Origin of the sequence: Tabrizicola sp., assembly GCF_030373185.1 — a bacterium.
GTDB lineage: Bacteria > Pseudomonadota > Alphaproteobacteria > Rhodobacterales > Rhodobacteraceae > Tabrizicola.
Map to the genome: position 1 here is coordinate 34,593 of NZ_JAUCZH010000004.1, position 13,483 is coordinate 48,075.

Annotated in this window: 18 protein-coding genes; 11 read left to right on the forward strand and 7 right to left on the reverse strand. The window is 63.3% G+C overall.

Going from position 1 to position 13,483, the window contains the following annotated elements; translation table 11 throughout:
• Positions 1-2 precede the first annotated feature (2 nt).
• The 5 genes from QUV21_RS08400 (at position 3) to QUV21_RS08420 (ending at position 2,846) form a co-directional block, all read left to right on the forward strand.
• Complete coding sequence (locus QUV21_RS08400) at positions 3-557, forward strand: methyltransferase type 12 (RefSeq protein WP_300854206.1); 555 nt, start codon at positions 3-5, stop codon at positions 555-557.
• 87 nt (positions 558-644) lie between these two features.
• The gene (fumC, locus tag QUV21_RS08405) at positions 645-2,051 is read left to right on the forward strand and encodes a class II fumarate hydratase (RefSeq protein ID WP_300854207.1); all 1,407 of its coding nucleotides are present in this window, start codon (positions 645-647) and stop codon (positions 2,049-2,051) included.
• Positions 2,051-2,230: a DUF4169 family protein gene (locus QUV21_RS08410; protein ID WP_300854208.1), complete on the forward strand. Its 180-nt coding sequence runs from the start codon at positions 2,051-2,053 to the stop codon at positions 2,228-2,230. Before fumC ends, QUV21_RS08410 begins: the two co-directional genes overlap by 1 nt.
• A 48-nt stretch (positions 2,231-2,278) precedes the next feature.
• Positions 2,279-2,509: an N-(5'-phosphoribosyl)anthranilate isomerase gene (locus QUV21_RS08415; protein ID WP_300854209.1), complete on the forward strand. Its 231-nt coding sequence runs from the start codon at positions 2,279-2,281 to the stop codon at positions 2,507-2,509.
• 91 nt (positions 2,510-2,600) lie between these two features.
• Complete coding sequence (locus tag QUV21_RS08420; RefSeq protein ID WP_300854210.1) at positions 2,601-2,846, forward strand: ribbon-helix-helix domain-containing protein; 246 nt, start codon at positions 2,601-2,603, stop codon at positions 2,844-2,846.
• Here the strand turns inward: QUV21_RS08420 and QUV21_RS08425 are convergent.
• From QUV21_RS08425 to QUV21_RS08435, 3 genes are all read right to left on the reverse strand, one after another.
• Positions 2,804-3,436 carry a DUF1638 domain-containing protein gene (locus tag QUV21_RS08425; RefSeq protein ID WP_300854211.1) on the reverse strand — a complete coding sequence of 211 codons (633 nt, stop codon included), beginning with the start codon at positions 3,434-3,436 and terminating at the stop codon, positions 2,804-2,806. The genes QUV21_RS08420 and QUV21_RS08425 overlap by 43 nt on opposite strands.
• Positions 3,437-3,458: 22 nt before the next feature.
• A complete protein-coding gene (locus tag QUV21_RS08430) occupies positions 3,459-3,617 on the reverse strand; it encodes a hypothetical protein (RefSeq protein ID WP_300854212.1) in 159 nt (52 codons plus the stop codon).
• Between the two features lie 81 nt (positions 3,618-3,698).
• Positions 3,699-4,397, reverse strand: a complete 699-nt coding sequence (locus QUV21_RS08435) for a B12-binding domain-containing protein (RefSeq protein ID WP_300854213.1) — start codon at positions 4,395-4,397, stop codon at positions 3,699-3,701.
• A 156-nt stretch (positions 4,398-4,553) separates the two neighbouring features.
• On the opposite strand from QUV21_RS08435, the gene QUV21_RS08440 reads away from it, so the two are divergent.
• Positions 4,554-5,639 carry a PA0069 family radical SAM protein gene (locus tag QUV21_RS08440; protein WP_300854214.1) on the forward strand — a complete coding sequence of 362 codons (1,086 nt, stop codon included), beginning with the start codon at positions 4,554-4,556 and terminating at the stop codon, positions 5,637-5,639.
• Between the two features lie 35 nt (positions 5,640-5,674).
• Here the strand turns inward: QUV21_RS08440 and bmt are convergent, their stop codons facing one another.
• The gene (gene bmt, locus QUV21_RS08445; protein ID WP_300854215.1) at positions 5,675-6,688 is read right to left on the reverse strand and encodes a betaine--homocysteine S-methyltransferase; all 1,014 of its coding nucleotides are present in this window, start codon (positions 6,686-6,688) and stop codon (positions 5,675-5,677) included.
• Positions 6,689-6,912: 224 nt separating this feature from the next.
• Positions 6,913-7,227, reverse strand: a complete 315-nt coding sequence (locus QUV21_RS08450) for a DUF1476 domain-containing protein (protein ID WP_300854883.1) — start codon at positions 7,225-7,227, stop codon at positions 6,913-6,915.
• A gap of 216 nt (positions 7,228-7,443) precedes the next feature.
• On the opposite strand from QUV21_RS08450, the gene QUV21_RS08455 reads away from it, so the two are divergent.
• Positions 7,444-8,196, forward strand: coding sequence for a phosphoribosylaminoimidazolesuccinocarboxamide synthase (locus QUV21_RS08455; RefSeq protein WP_300854216.1), 753 nt, complete (start codon positions 7,444-7,446; stop codon positions 8,194-8,196).
• Positions 8,197-8,334: 138 nt separating this feature from the next.
• Positions 8,335-8,574, forward strand: coding sequence for a phosphoribosylformylglycinamidine synthase subunit PurS (purS, locus tag QUV21_RS08460; RefSeq protein WP_300854217.1), 240 nt, complete (start codon positions 8,335-8,337; stop codon positions 8,572-8,574).
• 21 nt (positions 8,575-8,595) lie between these two features.
• On the opposite strand, the gene QUV21_RS08465 is transcribed toward purS, so the two are convergent.
• Positions 8,596-10,008 (reverse strand): sensor histidine kinase N-terminal domain-containing protein, encoded by a 1,413-nt coding sequence (locus tag QUV21_RS08465; RefSeq protein WP_300854218.1) that lies wholly within the window; start codon positions 10,006-10,008, stop codon positions 8,596-8,598.
• The gene (locus QUV21_RS08470) at positions 10,005-10,682 is read right to left on the reverse strand and encodes a response regulator transcription factor (protein ID WP_300854219.1); all 678 of its coding nucleotides are present in this window, start codon (positions 10,680-10,682) and stop codon (positions 10,005-10,007) included. The genes QUV21_RS08465 and QUV21_RS08470 overlap by 4 nt, the downstream gene beginning before the upstream one ends.
• Positions 10,683-10,852: 170 nt before the next feature.
• Here QUV21_RS08470 and QUV21_RS08475 point away from each other — a divergent pair, with 170 nt between their 5' ends.
• From QUV21_RS08475 to QUV21_RS08485, 3 genes are all read left to right on the forward strand, one after another.
• Entirely contained in the window at positions 10,853-11,908 is a 1,056-nt protein-coding gene (locus tag QUV21_RS08475) for an ABC transporter substrate-binding protein (protein ID WP_300854220.1), read from the forward strand.
• 142 nt (positions 11,909-12,050) lie between these two features.
• On the forward strand, positions 12,051-12,995 hold the full coding sequence (locus tag QUV21_RS08480) for a tripartite tricarboxylate transporter substrate-binding protein (RefSeq protein WP_300854221.1): 945 nt from the start codon (positions 12,051-12,053) through the stop codon (positions 12,993-12,995).
• Positions 12,992-13,480 (forward strand): tripartite tricarboxylate transporter TctB family protein, encoded by a 489-nt coding sequence (locus QUV21_RS08485; protein ID WP_300854222.1) that lies wholly within the window; start codon positions 12,992-12,994, stop codon positions 13,478-13,480. Before QUV21_RS08480 ends, QUV21_RS08485 begins: the two co-directional genes overlap by 4 nt.
• Positions 13,481-13,483 lie beyond the last annotated feature (3 nt).

Sequence of the window (13,483 nt, forward strand, 5' to 3'; positions counted from 1 at the left end):
GGGTGAACGGAGATCTGGCGCTATTCCGCCGCAGGCTGCTGCAAAACCCCAAGCAGGTTTCGGCGCTTGCCCCGTCGTCGCGCTATCTGGCCCGGGCAATGGCGGACGGGCTTGGCCCCCGGACCGGGCGCGTGGTCGAATTTGGTCCCGGCACCGGCCGCCTTACCCGTGCCATTCTGGACGCGGGCGTTCCCGCCCGCCTGCTTGACCTGTTCGAGTTGGACAATGATTTCGTCCGCCACCTGCACCAGCAGTTTCCCGGTGTTGCCGTACATCACCTTGGCGCGGATCGCGCGGATGAGGTGGTGGCTCCCGGTGTCGGGGCGGTGGTTTCGGGCCTGCCGCTACTGTCGATGCCCGCGTCAGTGCGTGAAGCAATTGTCAGCGCGGCTTTTCGCATCCTTGCCCCCGGTGCGCCCCTTATCCAGTTCACCTATGGCCCATCGCCGCCGCTACCGCCCGAAAGTATTGAAAACCTTGGGCTTATGGTAGAGCCGGGCAAGAAGATCTGGCTGAATCTCCCGCCGGCCCGGGTCTATCGCTTCTACAAGGTTTGACGGATCAGTTCGGTATGCGACGGTATGCCAATTGATTTTGCCGCCCCGCAGCGCTATGGGGCAGGCAATATCCTGAAGGAGGCATGGATGACCGCGACCCGCCCCGAAACCAGAACCGAGACCGACAGCTTTGGCCCGCTGGAGGTTCCCAGCCACAAGTATTGGGGCGCCCAGACCCAGCGTTCCATCATCAACTTCCCGATCGGCTGGGAACGCCAGCCCGTCGCGATCATCCGCGCGCTCGGCGTGATCAAGAAGGCCTGCGCGCTGGTCAATATCGCCCAGGGCGACATATCGGAGGAGCTGGGCCAGGCAATTTCAGCAGCGGCGACCGAGGTGATCGACGGCAATTTCGATGACAACTTTCCGCTGGTCGTCTGGCAGACAGGTTCCGGCACCCAGTCGAACATGAACGCCAACGAGGTGATCTCGAATCGGGCGATTGAAATGCTGGGCGGCGTGATGGGGTCGAAAAAGCCAGTCCATCCGAACGACCATGTGAACATGGGCCAATCGTCGAACGACACCTTCCCGACCGCGATGCATGTCGCCATCGGCATGATGGCGCGCGATGTGCTGATCCCGGGGCTTGAAAAGCTGTCAAAGGCGCTCTGGGCCAAGTCGGATGAGTTCAAGGACATCATCAAGATCGGCCGCACCCATACACAAGACGCCACCCCCCTTACCTTGGGGCAGGAGTTTTCGGGCTACGCCACCCAAGTCGACAAGGGCATCGCCCGCGTGAAGATGTGCCTGCCAGACATCTACGAACTGGCGCAAGGCGGGACGGCCGTCGGCACCGGGCTGAATACCCGCGTCGGCTGGGACACCCGCGTCGCGGCGGAAATTGCCAAGATCACCGGCCTGCCCTTCGTCACCGCGCCGAACAAGTTCGAAGCCCTGGCCGCGCATGATGCCATGGTCATGTTCTCGGGCGCGCTGAAGACCGTCGCCGCCGCCCTTTTCAAGATCGCCAACGACCTGCGCCTTTTGGGAAGCGGTCCGCGTTCGGGTCTTGGCGAGTTGATCCTGCCGGAAAACGAGCCCGGCTCCTCAATCATGCCCGGCAAGGTCAACCCGACCCAGGCCGAAGCGCTGACAATGGTCTGCGCGCAGGTCATGGGCAATGACGCGGCAGTCGGCTTTGCCGGCAGCCAAGGCCATTTCGAGTTGAACGTCTACAACCCGATGATGTCCTATAACGTCCTGCAATCCATGCAGCTTCTCGGTGACGCCGCCGGGTCGTTCACCGACAACATGGTCGTCGGCACGCAGGCCAACGTGGCGCGGATCGACAAGCTGATGAAAGAATCGCTGATGCTTGTCACGGCACTGGCGCCGACCATCGGCTATGATGCTGCGACCAAGGTTGCCAAGACCGCCCACAAGAACGGCACCACCCTGCGCGAAGAAGCAATCGCGCTTGGTTATGTCGATGGCGAGACATTCGACCGCGTGGTGCGGCCCGAAGACATGATCGGCCCGAAAGGCTGATGGCCGAGGTCATCAACCTTCGGGCGGCGAAAAAGCAGGCGGCCCGCAAGGCCGCCCGCATCCAAGCCGACGCCAACGCAGCGAAATCCGGCCGGACCAAGGCTGAACGCGAGGCCGAGAAAGCCCGCGCCGAAAAGGCCACGCGCACACTTGACGCACATCGGCGCGAGACGGATTAGCGGCCGTTTAACCTAGTTACGGCAGAGTTGCCGCAACGGAGGTGCGCCATGAAGGACTTGCCCGCGACGATCTCGCCCGAGCGCTGGCTGACCCATTTGTTTTCCGCCCGATGCGCCGCCGAAGGCGGGACGGTTCGCCGCAAGGTTGCAGATGTGGAACGCCTGATCGGACGTGAACGTTTCTTGCATGAAGTTCACCGCCGCGGATTCCGGGTTGTGGAAAATGCTGGCCAGTTCATCGTCTTTTGCAACTGCGAACCCGTCCATCTCTTGCGCTGACGGCGCGGCCAGCCGCAAATCTTTTCGAAAAGATTTGCAAAATCCTTCGAAGGATTTTGTCCACACCCGACCATTGCGCTATGGCTTGGGCATGACCGCCCGCCCTATCAAGCGCTCTCTCACCCTCCACGGTCACCGCACGTCGGTATCGCTGGAAGATTCATTCTGGGTCGCGTTTCGCGAGATTGCCGCCATGCGCGGGCAGCCGATCAATGAACTGGCTGCCGAAATCGACACAGCCCGCAGCGGTGATGAGGGGCTCGCCTCGGCGATCCGGGTGTTCGTGCTGGATCACTACCGGGCGACGCGGTCCAGCGTAGCGGCCAGATCACCATAGCCAGTGAACCGCCGTTCATAGGCCAGCCCCAGCCGCCGCGCACAATCTTCTGCCTTCGCGTCCAGCGCCGAATCGTCGATCTGTGCCTGATAGACCAGCTTCGTGTAATTGCCGAAATACATGTCGCGCAGTTCAGGGTGCCGATCCAGTCCCATCGGTTTCCAGACGAAGGCATCAAACTGTCGAACGAGGAAATCGGTCAGGTAAAAGGCGGTGAATTCAGTGTCCGCATGGGCGGCGAAGCGTTCGTTACCTTCAAAGAACGAATAACAATGCGGGCCTTCGACCATTTCGACGCCAAGTTCCTTGCACTTTTCGAACAATTGGCCACCAGTGCCGCAATCAGCATAGACAACGAAGATCTTCTCGTAGCGCCCGCGGGCTTCTTCAACAGCAGCCGCAACGGCAAGGGTGATTTTGTCTGGCCAGAGGTGCAGCTTTGCGGGCAGGCACTGCAGGTCCAGGTGCGTCCAGCCATTCGCGGCCTTCAGCGCCACGATCTCATGCGCAAGCGCACCGCAGGCGATCAGCAGAACCTGCCCGGACCGCGCAGGAGCCAACCCCGCTTCGCTGAGTATCAGATCATCCATCTCGGTCCCTGCGGACAGCCCCTTAGCGACCAACGCGCGACCAAGCCAGAATCAGGCTGGCCGAAAGGGCCGCGAAGGCAATTGCCGCAAGCGGGAGCCCCGACCAGACCGCCAAAGCAAGCGTGGCCCCTGCCGCCAGGATGACGAGTGCAACAAGGCCCAGAAAATGTGTCAGTGGCATGACTTGCCCCCCTGACCTCCAACTTGCGCCCCGGACGCGACTTTCGCAAGACCGTCCGGGATCACAGAGCCGTGCGCCCGATCAGGCGCTCAGCTGGTTGTGCTTGCGCGCGACGAACTGCTTGGCCGTCTCGACCGCAACAGCGGCATCTCGGCAGTAGGCGTCGGCACCGATTGCCTTGCCGAATTCCTCGTTCAGAGGCGCGCCACCGACCAGCACGATGTAATCTTCGCGCATGCCCTTTTCCTTCATCGTGTCGATCACGACCTTCATGTAGGGCATCGTCGTGGTCAGCAGGGCCGACATCCCAAGGATATCGGGCTGCTCACGCTCCAGCGCATCCAGATACTTTTCAACCGCGTTGTTGATGCCAAGGTCGATAACCTCGAACCCCGCGCCTTCCATCATCATCGCGACAAGGTTCTTGCCGATGTCATGGATGTCGCCCTTGACGGTGCCGATTACCATCTTGCCCATCCGCGGCGCGCCGGTTTCCACCAGAAGCGGCTTGAGGATGAACATCCCCGCCTTCATCGCGTTGGCGGCCAGCAGCACTTCCGGCACGAACAGGATGCCATCGCGGAAGTCGGCGCCAACGATGGTCATCCCGGCGACCAGAGCCTTGGTCAAGACGTCATATGGCGTCCAACCGCGGGCGATCAGGATGTTGACGCCTTCCTCGATCTCTTCCTTCAGACCGTCGTAAAGGTCGTCATGCATCTGCAAGACAAGCTCGTCATCAGACAGTTCGGACAGGATGATGTCGTCTTCGTCGGCCATTGGGGCGCTCCACGCGGAAATTCCTGTTCAGTGGATGATCCTAAAGCGACCGATCCACTATTCGGCAAGCGACATACACCGGATGAAAGCCGACAGAAAGCGGTCGCGCGTAGGAAAGTTGTGGAGAATGTTCCTGTCTTGTTCTAGATTTCGGCGATGACATCAGGTGACGGCATCCTTCCCGGCCAAAAGCTGCGCGCACGCGGGGCAGGCAGCAACCGCGCCGGTCGGTTCGAGTCCCGAACCCATGAAGCGCATGACGATGGCTGGGACTTGCCAGAAGACGACCGGCTGGTCCGCACCGAGCTTCGCCTTGAACGCCTGCGGTCGGCCATCACCTACAACCGGTCCCCTGATCTGCCCTTTGACCGGTCGATCAATCCCTATCGCGGCTGCGAACATGGTTGCATCTATTGCTATGCCCGGCCAAGCCACGCCTTCCTGAACCTGTCGCCGGGCCTTGATTTCGAAACACGGCTGATCGCGCGGCCCGGCATTGCCGATGTGCTGGACGCCGAATTGCGCCGCCCGTCCTACAAGGTGGCCCCCATCGCCATCGGCACCAACACCGACCCCTATCAGCCGGTCGAACGTGACCACGGGTTGATGCGGCAGTTGCTGGGGGTGCTGGTGGCCTTTCAGCACCCGGTTTGGATCACCACGCGCGGCACGACCATAGAACGCGACATCGATCTGATCGCGCCAATGGCGGCGGCGGGGCTGGCGGCTGTGTCGGTTTCGGTCACCACGCTGGACGAAGGCCTTGCCCGCAAGATGGAACCACGCGCGCCGTCACCGCGCCGCAGGTTGGCGATGATCCGGGCGCTGGCATCGGCGGGCATCCCGGTGCGGGTGCAGGTGTCCCCGCTGATCCCGGCGCTGACGGATCACGAACTGGAAGCCGTCATGACAGCGGGTGCCGAGGCAGGGGCGACCTTCGCCAACTCCATCCCGCTGCGCCTGCCGATGGAGGTGGCGGACCTTTTTCGCAGCTGGCTTGAGACAACCTTCCCCGACCGCGCCCAACGCGTGATGGGCAGGGTGCGAGAGTTGCACGGCGGGCGAGATTACGACCCCGAGTTTGGCAAACGCATGACAGGACAAGGCCTGTGGGCAGACCTGATCCACCGCCGGGCCGATCTGGCGCGCAAGCGACTGGGGCTGGGAAGTGGCCTGCCACCCTTGCGGACCGATCTGTTCCGCCCGCCAGCTCGGGCGGGCGATCAACTCAGCCTGTTTTAGCCACGAAGCCCGGGATTCCTTTGCGGTTTCAGATGCTACCCCCGACGCCCGCGCCTTTCGCGCTTTGGCTCGCCCGAGGTATCGCCCGTCCCGTCCGAGGTTGAAGAAAACCCGCCCAGCTTGGACGAGATATCCTCAAGCGTCGGGCGCGGACCCTTGGGCCGCGTCTCCAGCGCCTCACGCATCGCGCGCAGATGGTCGGGCATGGTGCCACAGCAGCCGCCGATGATCCGCGCCCCGGCATCGCGCGCCAGCACGGCATATTCCGCCATCAGTTCCGGCGTGCCGTCATAGTGGATATGGCCGTCGTGGTATTTCGGGATGCCCGCATTGCCCTTGGCAATCAGCGGTCGCTGGGTGCCGGTCGAGGCAAAGCCAAGCAGCGTGCGCATCAGGTCGGATGCCCCCACCCCGCAATTTGCCCCAAAGGCGATCGGCGGGTTTGGCAGTTTCTCTACCATTTCGGCCATCGCGGCGGAGGTTACGCCCATCATGGTGCGGCCTGCGGTATCAAAGCTCATCGTGCCGCACCACGGCATGCCGGCCAGCGCTGCGGCTTCGGCGGCGGCGCGGTATTCTTCAAAGGCGCTGATCGTTTCGACCCAAAGGACGTCGACACCGCCAGCCTTCAACCCTTCCGCCTGTTCATGGAACATCTCGACCGCCAGCTCATGCGTCAGCGTCCCCATCGGCTCGAAGATCTCGCCCGTGGGGCCGACCGATCCCGCCACCACCACCGGGCGACCGGCCTTGTCGGCAATCTCGCGCCCGAGTTCGGCCCCGATCCGGTTCAGCTCATGCACCCGGCCTTGCGCACCGTGCAGTTTCAACCGGCTGGCATTGCCGCCGAAGGTATTGGTCAGGAAGATATCCGACCCCGCCTCGACCGAACCCCGGTACAGCTTGCGGATATTGTCCGGCTTGTCGGTGTTCCAGAACTCCGGCGGCTCGCCTGATTCCAGACCCATGTTGAACAGGTTAGTCCCGGTGGCCCCGTCAGCCATCAGCCAATCGCGCGAGGCGAGCATTCGGGTAAGCGCGTCGGACATGATCGGGATCCCTTCAGGTTAGCTTTCAGGTTTCTCTGCCATGTCAAGCGGAGAGAGGCAAATTCATATTCCGCATTACATCATGGCCGCCGCCTCAACTTCAAGACCAGCGGGCGGCGGAAAGAGTTGCCATCAGCGACCGACAGCCGGACACGGAAAGTCAGGCATGCAAAGGGCGCGGACCGAATACGGAGCCGCGCCCTTCGGAGGTCAAGGACCAGTGATCAGATCTCGGTCATCAGTTGTGCTTTGGCGATGGGCAGCATTTCAGCCATCTTGGCACGGATTGCGTCGGCGCTGACCTTGTCGCCAAGGTCGCCAACCAGCTTGCGCACCACATCTTCGATCCCGGCTTCCTCGAAATCTGCGTTCACGACTTCCATCGCATAGGCCGCCGCGTCATCGCCGGTCTTGCCCAGAAGTTCTGCCGCCCAGAGGCCGACCAGCTTGTTGCGCCGCGCCTCGGCCCGGAACTGCATTTCGCTGTCATGGGCGAACTTGTTTTCAAAAGCGTTCTCGCGGTCGTCAAACGTGGTCATCGCGGCCCCCATGGGTTCAGGCGTGGGTTCAAGGTTTCTTTCCATATGCCCATCCGCTCGCCGCGCTGCAAGCCCCATTGGCCCCGGCGCAGCCTCCAACCCAGCCATTGCCACCCGCCTTGCGCGCCTTGCGAGCGCGCGACCCTTGGACTATAGGCCAAAGGAACACTGCGAAGGGACCAAGGGTTCCACGCAAGACCCGTCATCGGAGCATGCATGGCACGGCGCAAGAAGGTCTACGAGGGCAAGGCGAAGATCCTTTACGAAGGCCCGGAACCCGGCACGCTGATCCAGTACTTCAAGGATGACAGCGCCCCCACCGTCGCGGCCCCGGCCACGCTGGAAGGCAAGGGCGTGTTGAACAATCGCCTGTCGGAATTCTTCATGACCGGGCTGAACCAGATCGGGGTGCCGACCCATTTCATCCGCCGCATCAACATGCGCGAACAACTGGTGCGGATGGCCGAGATCATTCCTCTTGAAGTGGTTGTCCGCAACTTTTCCGCCGGGCCGATGACGGCACGGCTGGGAATCCCCGAAGGCACGCAATTGCCGCGCCCCATCGTGGAATACTATTACAAGGACGAACGCCTGAACGCCCCTTTGGTGGCTGAAGAACACATCGTCGCCTTCGGCTGGGCCAACCAGCAGGATCTTGACGACATCATCGCGCTGGCGCTTCGGGTGAATGATTTTCTGTCCGGCGTGATGATGGGTGTCGGCATCCGGCTGGCTGATTTCAAGATCGAAGTCGGCCGGGTCTGGGATGGCGACTACATGCGCCTGATCGTGGCCGACGAGATCAGCCCCGACAACTGCCGCTTGTGGGATATGCGTCTGCCCGAACGCCCCGATGGAACCCTGCCCGATCCGCAACCGATGTCGGATGTCTATTCCGAACTGGCGCGGAGGCTTGGCGTCATGCCGTCAAACGTGACCCATACCACCAAGCCGACCTTGATCAACTGACCTGCCCCCAGCGACAAGATTCTGCGACAAGATTCTGCAACAAGATTTTGCGCCGAAGCATCCTTGCGCCGGGACCATCCTCTTGCCCCCTGCCCGCCCCTTCGCTAAGGACGGGCGAGACCAATCCCGGAGGCCCCGATGAAAGCCCGCGTCACCGTCATGCTGAAATCCGGCGTCCTTGATCCGCAGGGCGAGGCTGTGCGCCACGCGCTTGGTTCCCTGGGGTTTCAGGGCGTGAACGGCGTGCGTCAGGGCAAGGTGATCGAGCTTGACCTGACCCAGACCGATCCCGCCAAGGCCGAGGCCGAGGTTCAGGCGATGTGCGAAAAGCTGCTCGCCAATACAGTGATCGAAAGCTACCGGGTCGAGATACTCTGATTGCCTGAAAGGCATGCGGCTTCATGCGACCCAGATCGGGTCGCGTTTTGGAAAGCGGCAACTGACCCGCAGACCACGCCCTCCCGTGCCGGGCAGGAAGGCGCAACCTGCGCCGAAAAGTGCGGCGATCTCACCGACGATTGCCAACCCCAGACCATACCCCCCCGCACCGGAGTCAGTGTCGGCCCCCATCTGCCGCGCCATACGTTGCGGTTGAGCGGTTGACCCAAGCTGCGCCAGACGATCAGGCGGCAAGCCCGGTCCGTTGTCCTCGACCTCAAGGACAACCGAATCCGGCTCTGGTCTGACCCGCACCGTGACCACCGCGCCAGCGCCGCCGTAGCGCAGGGCGTTATCCAGAAGGTTGCGCAGAAGTTCGGATACCAGCACCGGCTCGGCCATCACCTCGGCTTCGCCTGGCCCCTCATACCCAAGGTCGATACCCGCCTCTGCCGCGCGCGGCAGCACCTCGCCGGCAAGGTCGCGCGCAAGCCCGGCAAGGTCGACTGGGCCGGGCGTCAACCCGGTCGCCGCCGCATCAACCCGCGCCAGCGCCAGTAGCTGCGCCAGCACCCGTTCCGCCCGCACAAGGGCCGCATCGGCCTTGTCCAGTGCAGCCGCGGCCTGCGCGCTGTCGCCCGCGCGGCGGGCCAGCGCCAGCTGGGTGCGCAGGGTCGCCAATGGCGTGCGCAACTGATGGCTGGCATTCCCGGTAAAGTGCCGCAGCGCCGCCACCGCGCTTTCCAGCCTCGCCATGAAGCTGTTTATCGCCCGGGCAAGCGGGGCTGCCTCGACCGGCACGTCTGCCGTCAGCGGTCGCAGATCGTCGGGTGTGCGTTCGGCAATCGCGGCACCCAGCCGGTCCAACGGACGAAAGGCCAATGTCACCGCCAGCCAGACCAGCGTCACCGTGCAGAGCATCAACGCAAGGATCCGCAGCGCTGACCGGATCAGGATCGTCCGCGCCAGTTCGGACCGCGCCAGCGTCGATTCCGCCACCGTCACCGTGAAGGCCACCGCCTCCGACCCGGTCGAGATGCGCCGCAACAGCGTGGCGCTGCGGATCGGCACCGCGCCGAAGAACCCGTCGGAAAAGCCGATCCCCTCCGCCCCCAGCGCAACAAGCGGCAAGGCCTCGTAACCTGTCAGGAACTGCCCGGCAGGTGCGTCCACCCGGTAAAACACCTGATCCTCGGCCGCCGAGGCCAGCATTTCCAACGCGGAAAACGGCACGTCCACTTCCAGCCCGCCGCCTTCGTCCACCGTCACCCGTTCGGCAATCGCAAGGGCAGAGCCTTCCAGCACCCGGTCCGAGAGCCCCTGCGCGGTCCGCACCGCCTCGCGCCATGTATCGACCAGCGCAATGACGCCCAGCGCGGTGGTGGCCAGCGTCAGCCACACCAGCAGCCGACGCCGCAGGGAATAGCTGCTCATCCCCCCTCCGCCGGCTTTTCAAGCAGATAGCCAAGCCCCCGCGCCGTGCGCAAGACCAGGCCGAAAGGCGCAATGCGGCGGCGCAGGCGTGAGACATATTGTTCAATCGCATTGTCGGACAGAAGATCGTCCAATGAGGTCAGCGACTGCACGATCGCCTCTTTTGTCACCACCTTGCCCGCGCGCAGGAAGAACAGTTCCAACAGCGCGCGTTCACGGGGTGGCAGGTCCAGATCGACATCCTCAGCCCGAAACTGCCGCGTTGTCAGGTCCAGTGTCACCCCACCCAGCCGGACAAGCGAAGACTTCAACCCCGCCTGCCGCCGCAAAAGCGACCGGACCCGCGCCTCGAACTCGCGCACGTCAAAGGGTTTGGCCATGTAGTCATCGGCCCCAAGATCAAGCCCACGGACCCGTTCTTCCGGCGCACCCCGCGCGGTCAGGATCATCACGGCGGGCGAAGGCGTGCGGGCGCGAATCCGGCGCAAAAGGCTTAGCCCGTCCAGCCCGGGCAGGTTCAGATCAAGGATCACCAGTTCAAACTGTTCGGCACGCAGCAGGGCTTCGGCGGCCAGCCCATCATGCACACAATCGACCGCATGGCCCGACCCGGCCAGAAGTGCGGTCAGCGCCTCGGCCAATGGCAGATCATCCTCGACAAGCAAAAGGCGCATCGTTTCCCCCGGGGTCAAAGCCTAATGCAGGCTTAAAGAAATCGAAAGCCATCCATCCAATGGGCAGGGACGCGTCTTTCACAAGGAAATCCCCCTTGGGAATCAAGCTGAACTCCGCAGGCATGCGTCAACGCTTGAGCGTGGCCCCGGCTTCGGGCAGGCTCTGGCCCATGTGGCGCTTCATTTCCGTGCTTCTTGGTCTGGCCTCTGTCGCGGGGGCGGAACCGACGCATTACCCCGCACCGGGGAATGGGCGCGATGTGCTGTCCATCTATTCCACCCTTGATCAACCCCTTGCCACGCCACTGATCATGGCCTTTCAGGCCCGCAACCCCGGCGTGACCGTCATATACGACGATCTACTTGCTGCCGACATCGCCACAAGGGTGATCGGCGAAACCGATGCTGGCACCGCAACCGCCGATTTCGTGTTTTCCTCGGGCATGGACCTTCAGGTCAAGCTGACCAATGACGGCTACGCCCAGCCGGTCTCGGTGCCACTGGCCCGCGACTGGCCCGATTGGGCAAACTGGCGTGACATGGCCTTTGCCCTCACCTTCGAGCCGGGGGTTCTGGTCTGGCACAAGCCCTCGTTCCCCGACGGCCCGCCCGAATCGCGGCTGGAGGTGATCGACTGGCTGTCGCGCCCGCAAGCCATGGGTCGGATCGGCACCTATGATGTGACACGGTCAGCGGTGGGCTATCTTTACCTTGCGCGCGACGCCGAACATTTCGCGGACATCTGGTCGCTTGTCGCGGCGATGGGGCGGGCTGGCTTGCAGACCTTTGCCACCAGTCAGGACATCATCGACCGGGTAGCGGACGGGCGGCTGGCGCTTGGCTACAACATCCTCGGCTCTTACGCCGATGCCCGCGCGCGCAGCGAACCGAACCTTGGGTTGCTGCTGCTCAAGGATTTCACCGTGGTCGTAAGCCGTGTCGGCCTTGTGCCGCGCGCCGCGGCAAGACCGGACCTTGGCACTGATTTTCTTGCCTTTCTGATGGGGCGTGAAGGTCAGACCATCATGGCCGACCAGCTTCGGCTTGCCGCCATCTCGCTTGAGGTGTCGGGCGACAATTCGGCCCGGGCAATGGAGGCGGCCTTGGGTGAACAGCTTCGCCCGGTTCCGGTCAGCCCCGGCCTTCTGGCCTATCTTGACCAGTCCAAGCGCGCGCGGCTGATTGCCCGCTGGACAGCGGCCCTGCAAGGGGCCGCGCCGCCCTGATCCAAGGCCGGCGCGCCACTGGCTGCCAGACCCTGTCAGCTTCCTGACAGGTTTCTGTGTTGCACTTGGCCCATGGGACCGGCGCGAGGAGGCGCCGCCCGGCACTGATCCGGCACCAAGTGTGCCACGGGAGGAGAAAGACATGAAACACGCCATTCTTGGCGCGGCCTTTGCCGTTGCCACCGCCACCGCTGCTTTTGCAGAGAACTATGTCATCATGGCCCCGGCGGCGCCCGGCGGCGGATGGGACGCGACGGCGCGCACGCTTCAGGAAGTGATGGTTGCCGAAGGTATCTCGGGCAATGTGCAGGTCCAGAACGTTCCCGGCGCGGGCGGCACCGTTGGGCTGGCCCAGTTTGCCGCATCAACTTCGGGCGATGCCACGCAATTGATCGTCGGTGGCTATGTGATGGTTGGCGCGATCCTGACCAACGCGTCACCCGTGTCCTTGGCCGATGTCACCCCCATCGCCCGTCTGACCGGCGAGGCCGTGGCCATCGCCGTCCCCACCGCTTCAGAACTCCAGACCATCAACGATCTGGTCGAGATGATGAAAGCCGATCCGGGCGCCGTTTCCTGGGCGGGTGGTTCTGCGGGTGGGGTTGACCACATCACCGTAGGCCTTCTGGCCAAGGCAGCCGGGATCGACCCGACCAAGATCAACTACGTCGCCTTTTCCGGTGGCGGCGAAGCACTTGCCGCGATCCTTGGCAATCAGGTGACGGCGGGCATCTCGGGCGTGGGTGAATTCCTTCCCCAGGTCGAGGCCGGCTCGATGCGGATCCTTGCGGTGTCCACCGATACCCGCTGGCCCGGAACCGATGCACCGACGCTGATGGAATCGGGCTATGACGTGAACGTCCAGAACTGGCGCATGATCGCTGCGGCCCCCGGCCTGTCGGATGAGCAAAAGGCTGCTGTTCTGGCCGATATCGACACGCTGGCAAAGTCGGCGGGCTGGAAATCGGCGCTGGAAACGAAGAACTGGGCCGACACCTACCTTGCCGGTGCTGACTTCGAAGCGCAGCTCGCCAAGGAGATCGAGGCCACGACCGCGATCCTCAAGGACATCGGTCTGGTGCAATGACCGGACAATCCGGAACCGGACGCCGCCCCGATGGGGCGGCGTTCATCATCGCGGCCCTGCTGGCGGGCTTTGGCGCGGTTCTGTTGTGGGATGCCAGCACAATTCCCGACCGGGGCGGCTATGCCGGGATCGGCCCGGCCGCCATGCCCAAGGTGGTGGGATGGGGGCTGATCGTCCTTGCTGCCGCGACGTTTCTTGGGGCCTTCCGGGGCAGGCTGGCCGACGTGCCGCGCCAGAACCCGGTGCCACTGATCCTGATCGGGGGTGGCCTTGTCCTGCAAATCGCGCTTTTGAACGTCGTCGGCTTTTCGCTGGCCACCGGCATTCTTTTCGCCGCCACCGCCGCCGCCTTCGGCAAGCGCAACCTGTTGGTGACGCTGCCAATCGGCACCGCCCTTGCCTTCGGGCTTTACGGCCTTTTCGACGGCATCCTGCGGCTGAACCTGCCGGGCGGACTGCTTGAAACGCTGATCTACGGGGGCTGATCC

What these genes read in the sequence shown, in the direction of transcription:
- fumC (WP_300854207.1), top strand. Translation starts at nt 645, where the DNA reads ATGACCGCGACCCGCCCCGAAACCAGAACCGAGACCGACAGCTTTGGC.
- QUV21_RS08410 (WP_300854208.1), top strand. Translation starts at nt 2,051, where the DNA reads ATGGCCGAGGTCATCAACCTTCGGGCGGCGAAAAAGCAGGCGGCCCGC.
- QUV21_RS08415 (WP_300854209.1), top strand. Translation starts at nt 2,279, where the DNA reads ATGAAGGACTTGCCCGCGACGATCTCGCCCGAGCGCTGGCTGACCCAT.
- QUV21_RS08420 (WP_300854210.1), top strand. Translation starts at nt 2,601, where the DNA reads ATGACCGCCCGCCCTATCAAGCGCTCTCTCACCCTCCACGGTCACCGC.
- QUV21_RS08425 (WP_300854211.1), bottom strand. Translation starts at nt 3,436, where the DNA reads ATGGATGATCTGATACTCAGCGAAGCGGGGTTGGCTCCTGCGCGGTCC.
- QUV21_RS08430 (WP_300854212.1), bottom strand. Translation starts at nt 3,617, where the DNA reads ATGCCACTGACACATTTTCTGGGCCTTGTTGCACTCGTCATCCTGGCG.
- QUV21_RS08435 (WP_300854213.1), bottom strand. Translation starts at nt 4,397, where the DNA reads ATGGCCGACGAAGACGACATCATCCTGTCCGAACTGTCTGATGACGAG.
- QUV21_RS08440 (WP_300854214.1), top strand. Translation starts at nt 4,554, where the DNA reads ATGACATCAGGTGACGGCATCCTTCCCGGCCAAAAGCTGCGCGCACGC.
- bmt (WP_300854215.1), bottom strand. Translation starts at nt 6,688, where the DNA reads ATGTCCGACGCGCTTACCCGAATGCTCGCCTCGCGCGATTGGCTGATG.
- QUV21_RS08450 (WP_300854883.1), bottom strand. Translation starts at nt 7,227, where the DNA reads ATGACCACGTTTGACGACCGCGAGAACGCTTTTGAAAACAAGTTCGCC.
- QUV21_RS08455 (WP_300854216.1), top strand. Translation starts at nt 7,444, where the DNA reads ATGGCACGGCGCAAGAAGGTCTACGAGGGCAAGGCGAAGATCCTTTAC.
- purS (WP_300854217.1), top strand. Translation starts at nt 8,335, where the DNA reads ATGAAAGCCCGCGTCACCGTCATGCTGAAATCCGGCGTCCTTGATCCG.
- QUV21_RS08465 (WP_300854218.1), bottom strand. Translation starts at nt 10,008, where the DNA reads ATGAGCAGCTATTCCCTGCGGCGTCGGCTGCTGGTGTGGCTGACGCTG.
- QUV21_RS08470 (WP_300854219.1), bottom strand. Translation starts at nt 10,682, where the DNA reads ATGCGCCTTTTGCTTGTCGAGGATGATCTGCCATTGGCCGAGGCGCTG.
- QUV21_RS08475 (WP_300854220.1), top strand. Translation starts at nt 10,853, where the DNA reads ATGTGGCGCTTCATTTCCGTGCTTCTTGGTCTGGCCTCTGTCGCGGGG.
- QUV21_RS08480 (WP_300854221.1), top strand. Translation starts at nt 12,051, where the DNA reads ATGAAACACGCCATTCTTGGCGCGGCCTTTGCCGTTGCCACCGCCACC.
- QUV21_RS08485 (WP_300854222.1), top strand. Translation starts at nt 12,992, where the DNA reads ATGACCGGACAATCCGGAACCGGACGCCGCCCCGATGGGGCGGCGTTC.